Source organism: Streptomyces niveiscabiei, assembly GCF_001419795.1.
Classification (GTDB): domain Bacteria; phylum Actinomycetota; class Actinomycetes; order Streptomycetales; family Streptomycetaceae; genus Streptomyces; species Streptomyces niveiscabiei.
On record NZ_LIRL01000241.1, the window covers coordinates 1 to 5,111 of the forward strand.

At 70.8% G+C, this 5,111-nt stretch carries 6 protein-coding genes and 2 pseudogenes; 5 read left to right on the plus strand and 3 right to left on the minus strand.

Annotated elements, in window-relative coordinates:
* Positions 1 to 234: 234 nt before the first annotated feature.
* Both AOK24_RS12930 and AOK24_RS12935 read right to left on the minus strand, forming a co-directional pair.
* Positions 235 to 876, minus strand: a complete 642-nt coding sequence (locus AOK24_RS12930; protein ID WP_055720206.1) for a response regulator — start codon at positions 874 to 876, stop codon at positions 235 to 237.
* Positions 873 to 2,036, minus strand: a complete 1,164-nt coding sequence (locus AOK24_RS12935) for a sensor histidine kinase (protein ID WP_055720207.1) — start codon at positions 2,034 to 2,036, stop codon at positions 873 to 875. The genes AOK24_RS12930 and AOK24_RS12935 overlap by 4 nt, the downstream gene beginning before the upstream one ends.
* Before the next feature lie 159 nt (positions 2,037 to 2,195).
* Between AOK24_RS12935 and AOK24_RS12940 the strand changes: the two genes are divergently transcribed.
* The 3 genes and pseudogenes from AOK24_RS12940 (at position 2,196) to AOK24_RS12950 (ending at position 3,400) form a co-directional block, all read left to right on the plus strand.
* Positions 2,196 to 2,768 (plus strand): hypothetical protein, encoded by a 573-nt coding sequence (locus tag AOK24_RS12940; RefSeq protein WP_055720208.1) that lies wholly within the window; start codon positions 2,196 to 2,198, stop codon positions 2,766 to 2,768.
* 78 nt (positions 2,769 to 2,846) lie between these two features.
* A complete protein-coding gene (locus AOK24_RS12945) occupies positions 2,847 to 3,134 on the plus strand; it encodes a type II toxin-antitoxin system Phd/YefM family antitoxin (protein ID WP_055720209.1) in 288 nt (95 codons plus the stop codon).
* A pseudogene (locus tag AOK24_RS12950) lies at positions 3,131 to 3,400 on the plus strand (type II toxin-antitoxin system RelE family toxin). The gene AOK24_RS12945 and the pseudogene AOK24_RS12950 overlap by 4 nt, the downstream one beginning before the upstream one ends.
* Positions 3,401 to 3,407: 7 nt before the next feature.
* Here AOK24_RS12950 and AOK24_RS12955 read toward each other — a convergent pair.
* Positions 3,408 to 3,980, minus strand: a complete 573-nt coding sequence (locus tag AOK24_RS12955) for a cob(I)yrinic acid a,c-diamide adenosyltransferase (protein WP_055720210.1) — start codon at positions 3,978 to 3,980, stop codon at positions 3,408 to 3,410.
* A gap of 345 nt (positions 3,981 to 4,325) precedes the next feature.
* Between AOK24_RS12955 and AOK24_RS12960 the strand changes: the two genes are divergently transcribed.
* Together AOK24_RS12960 and AOK24_RS12965 are read left to right on the plus strand one after the other, a co-directional pair.
* Positions 4,326 to 4,649, plus strand: a complete 324-nt coding sequence (locus tag AOK24_RS12960; RefSeq protein WP_055720211.1) for an STAS domain-containing protein — start codon at positions 4,326 to 4,328, stop codon at positions 4,647 to 4,649.
* Positions 4,650 to 4,859: 210 nt separating this feature from the next.
* Positions 4,860 to 5,111 (plus strand): annotated as a pseudogene (locus AOK24_RS12965) (ATP-binding protein); the annotation flags it as partial.

Consider the following 5,111-nt stretch of genomic DNA (forward strand, 5'->3'; position numbering starts at 1 on the left):
GGGCGGGGGCGTGTGCGGCGGCTGGGGTCGTGAGGGCTGTGAGAGGGAGCAGGGCGGCTGCGGCGAGTACGGCTGCCAGCCTGCGGAAGGGGTGTCTGCCGAGTGCGAAGCGCATGGGGACGCCTCCTCGTCGTGGGGGATCGTGGTTGACGTGCCGTGGCGGAGCGTAGGAGTGGTCCAGACCACGCGTCAATAGGTCTGTACCAATAGGGACTTGATCGCTCCAGGGCCAGCCTAGATCCCCAACTCCTGTGCCAGTACTGCCGCTTGGACTCTGCTGCGGAGTTCCAGCTTGGCCAGGAGGCGGCTGACGTGGGTCTTCACCGTGGCCTCGGCCATGTCCAGGCGCCTCGCGATGTCCGCGTTGGAGAGGCCCTCGCCGAGGCAGGCCAGGACCTCGCGTTCACGCCGGGTGAGGGTGTCCAGGACCGTGGGGTCCGTCGTGGGGGTGCGGGCGGTGACCGTCGCGAACTCGGTGATCAGGCGCCGGGTGACGGCCGGGGCGATCAGGCCCTCGCCGCGCGCCACCGTCCTGACCGCGTCCAGGAGTTGGGACGCCTCGGCGTTCTTCAGGAGGAAGCCCGAGGCGCCCGCGCGCAGGGCTCCGAAGACGTACTCGTCCAGGTCGAAGGTCGTCAGGATCAGGACGTCCGCCAGGGACTCCGCGGTGATCCGCCGCGTCGCCGACACGCCGTCCAGGCGCGGCATCTGAACGTCCATCAGGACCAGGTCCGGCCGCAACTCCCTTGCCAGGGACACCGCTTGCTCGCCGTCCGCCGCCTCGCCGACGACCTCGATGTCCGAGGCGCTGCCCAGGATCAGGACCAGGCCCGAGCGGACGGCCGCTTGGTCCTCGGCGACCAGGACGCGGATCATGCGGGATCTCCTTCGGGGAGGGGGAGGCTGGCGGTGACCGTCCAACGGCCGTTCCGCGGGCCCGCGTCGAACGTTCCGCCGATCAGCGTGGCCCGTTCGCGCATGCCGATCAGACCGGCGCCCGAGCCTGGCGCGCGGGGAGTTCCGGGAGTGGCGTACGGGCTGGTGACCGTGACTCTCAGGTGGGTGCCGTCGCTGTGGAGGCCGACCGTCACCTCGCCCGGGGACGCGTGCTTCAGGGCGTTCGTCAGGGACTCCTGGACGATGCGGTACGCCGCCAGGGCGACCGGGGCCGGGGCGCCCGTCGGCGGGGGCGTCGTCAGGGTGACGTCCAGGCCGTTCGCCCGCGCGCCCTCGATCAGGGCGGGGAGGGCGTCCAGGGTGGGGGCCGGCTCGACCCGGTCGTCGGGGTCTCTCAGGATGCCGATCAGGCGGCGCATCTCCGCGAGGCCCTCGACGCTGTTCTCCCGGATCACCGCGAGGGCCTTCTTCGAGGTGTCCGGGTCGCCGATCGAGAGGGCCGCCGTCGAGTGGATCGCGATAGCCGAGAGGTGGTTGGCGACCAGGTCGTGCAACTCCCGCGCCATCCGCGCGCGTTCGGCCGTCACCGCCTGCGTCCTGTCCAACTCGGCGAGGAGCGCGGTCTGTTCGGCTCTGAGGCCGGCCGCCTCCGCCGCCGATCTGTGGTCGCGGACCAGGACGCCCGTCATCGCCGGGGTCAGGGTGACCAGGCCGATCGCGAAGCCGATCAGCAAGACGTCCGGCCGGTGCCAGAACGCGAACGGGACGGTCGTGCCCAGCAGCGTCAGCAGCGCCGAGACGCGGGGGATCAGGCGGGCCGCCGCCGGGGTGCCGTACAGGACCGCCGCGTAGATCAGGTCCGTGTACATCAGGACCGTGACCACGCTGCCGCGCGTCACCGTGTCCAGGACCAGGGTCGCCGTGCCGATCAGGGCGGCCGTGTTCGGGTGCGTCCGGCGCAGCAGCTCGCAGGCCGCCATCACCGCGAGCGGGACCAGGGGCGGCCAGTCGCCGCGCCACAGCACGATCGGGTCGTCGCCTCCCGGGCGGGCGAACAGGCCCAGCGCCCACAGGAGGACACCGCCGGCCAGGCCTGCGGCGGCGATGCGGAGGTCGTCGCGGTGGGGTCGTACGGCCATGGGTCCCATCCAACACGGGTCGCGGGCCCTGCGCCTGCTGCCCGAGGCGGGTCCTGGACTGCATCTTTCGATGTACCGGGATCTCGTCACGGGCGACGAGGTGAGGCGGGCCCGGCGCCGGGAGGCTGGAAGGGTCGAGTTCCGGGAGGAGTGGTTGATGTGATCGTCGGACTGATCATCGCCTGCGAGGTGGCGTTCTGGGTACTGCTGGCCCTCGGGCTGACGTTCCGGTACGCCCTCAAGATGCCGCGCACCGGCCTCGCCCTCCTCCTGTGCGAACCCCTCCTGGAGGTCGTCCTCCTCGCCGTCACGGCGATGGACCTCCGCGACGGGGCGGAGCCCAGCTGGCACCACGGCATCGCCGCGGTCTACATCGGCTTCACCGTCGGCCTGGGCCACTCCACGATCACATGGGCCGACGCCCAGGTCTCCCACCGCTTCTTCGACGGCCCTCCGCCGCCGAAGCCCCCCAAGTACGGCATGGCCCGCGCCCTGCACGAATGGAAGGTCGCCGCCCGCTGGATCCTCGCCGCAGCCGTCGCCGCCGGCCTCCTCCAAGCGGCCGTCTGGTACGTCGGCGACTCCGGCGAGACGGGCTCCCTGCGCAGCTGGCAGACCCGGATGCTGTACGTGATCGGCATCAACGTGATCATCGCGGGCGCGTACACGGTGTTCCCGAAGAAGGCACCGGCGGCCGTGGAGAAGCGACACGAGAAGGCGGGACGGTGGTAGTGACGCCGAGAAGGCGGAGGCGGGAGTCGGCCGGTCCCACCGCACCTTGGTGTACACGAAGCTGAGTACTTTGGAGGCATGGGCGACTCCATCTCTGCGCGCGAGGTTCGGGCGAATCTCGCGCGGCTGCTTGATCAGGCGCAGGCAGGAGAGCCGACGGTCATCACGCGGGGTGGCACCCCTGTGGCGGCCATCGTCTCGATAGAGGAGTACAACGCGCTGGAGGAAGCTGCCGACGAACTGCTGGCGCGTGAGGCTCTCCAGACGCTCAAGGAGGAAGGCGACGCTCCGCGCGCCACGCTGGCGGACGTGCTGGCGGACATCTTCGGGCCCCCGTCGGGTGCGTCCAGGGAAGGCACTGCGTGAAGCATGCCTTCGAGTTCACGACTGCCGGCCGTCGCCAGTTGCGAGCTCTGGACCAGACGACCGCACTGCGCATCCTGCACGCGCTCAGCCGTCTGTGAGACGACCCCTACCGAGACGACGCGGACGTGAAGAAGCCGGCCGGGTACGACGACCTCTACCGGTTGCGTGTCGGGATGCACCGGATCGCCTACCGGATCGACGACGGCAGACTTGTCGTTCTCGTTGTCCGAGTCGGCCACCGCAGAGACGTCTATCGCCGCCCCTGACCCCGGCTCACCTCTCCCCGCCCGGCACCCACAACACATCCCCGGTCTCCTTGTTCGCCGTTCTCGCCAGGATGAAGAGGAGGTCGGAGAGGCGGTTCAGGTAGGTCGCGGTGAGGGGGTTCATCGTGGCGCCGTGGACCTCCAGGGCCGCCCAGGTGGAGCGTTCCGCGCGGCGGACCACTGTGCAGGCCTGGTGGAGGAGGGCGGCGGCCGGGGTGCCGCCGGGGAGGATGAAGGAGCGGAGTTTGTCCAGGGTGGCGTTGTAGTGGTCGCAGTCCGTCTCCAGGCGGTCGATGTAGAACTGCTCCACTCGCAGCGGGGGGAACTCGGGGTTGTCCACCACCGGGGCCGAGAGGTCGGCGCCTACGTCGAAGAGGTCGTTCTGGATGCGGGTCAGGACCTTGACCACGTCCTCCGGGAGGGCGCCGAGGGCGATGGCCGTGCCGAGGGCCGCGTTCGCCTCGTTCGTGTCCGCGTAGGCGGCGATGCGGAGGTCCGTCTTGGGGACGCGGCTCAGGTCGCCGAGGTTGGTGGTGCCCTGGTCGCCGGTGCGGGTGTAGATGCGCGTCAGATTGACCATGCGATCAGGGTAGTTGTGGGGGCCGGGTGTGATGTCCGTCCACGGGGACGTGACTCGCGTTACTAAGGCGTCACAGAGCGGCTCCGGGCCGCTAAGGTCCGGGCCAAGGGAACGGCGTACCGGGGCGGGTATCGGTGCGCCGGCGCGGTCGTGGGCTGCCTCGGGGCGGATCACCGGCGTACACGAACCGCACAGACCCCACGAGCCTCACCCCTGCGAGTGAATTCGGTATCGGTTCGCTCACAGACGGCAACCTCCAGCCGTCCGGGGCAGTCAGACGATGCGATACCGGACGAGTACACACAGCACACGCGGAGCACGGCACGCGACGCCAGGGGAGCGCATATGCACATCAGGGGCGACCACGCCGAGGTGGTCGTCGGGGGTCGGCTGGACGTGCACAGCGCGGCGGACGCCCGTACGGTCCTGCACGCGGCGGTCGACGACGGGGTCGGCGACCTCCTGCTCGACCTGTCCGAGCTGGACTTCTGGGACGCGACCGGACTCGGCGTGATCATGGGCGTGCACCGCAGGGCCGGCCGCGCGGGCCGGCGGCTCGTCCTGCGCGGCGTACCCCCGCAGCTGCAACGCCTGCTGGTCGCCACCCGCCTGCACCGCATCCTCGCCATCGAGGGCGGCCTCGCGGCCGAATCCCTGCCCCGGGTCTGACACACCAGGTCACCCGTGCAATCCTCACCGGACCGTGACGTCTCGGGCCGCTCGGTACCCCGGGCTGTCGGAGATACTGTGCGAAGGTTTACGGTTCGTCTGCCCGCCGTCCTCAGCCCTCTGGCGGGCACCGGACCAGAAGCGACAGCGCAGTGTGCACCGCGGCCGGGAAGGGCCACCACCACACGACGCTTTTGGGGGGCTTGACCGATGGACCCGAACACCCGGGAGCCCGAGGAGAGCGGCCACGACAGCCGCGCGCAGCGCCCGCGTTCCTCCAGGGACCCCCTCGCACCGGGCCAGCACACGCCGGCCCCGGCCCGCACGGTCGACGTCGTCGCCGGGGAACACCTCCTCACCGTCAACCCGGTCGACGGCAGCGAGATAGAGCTGTGCCCGCCGACCGAGCGCCCCGACACCCCCGTACGCCGCACCGCCGAGGCCCGCGCCGAGGCGGAGCGC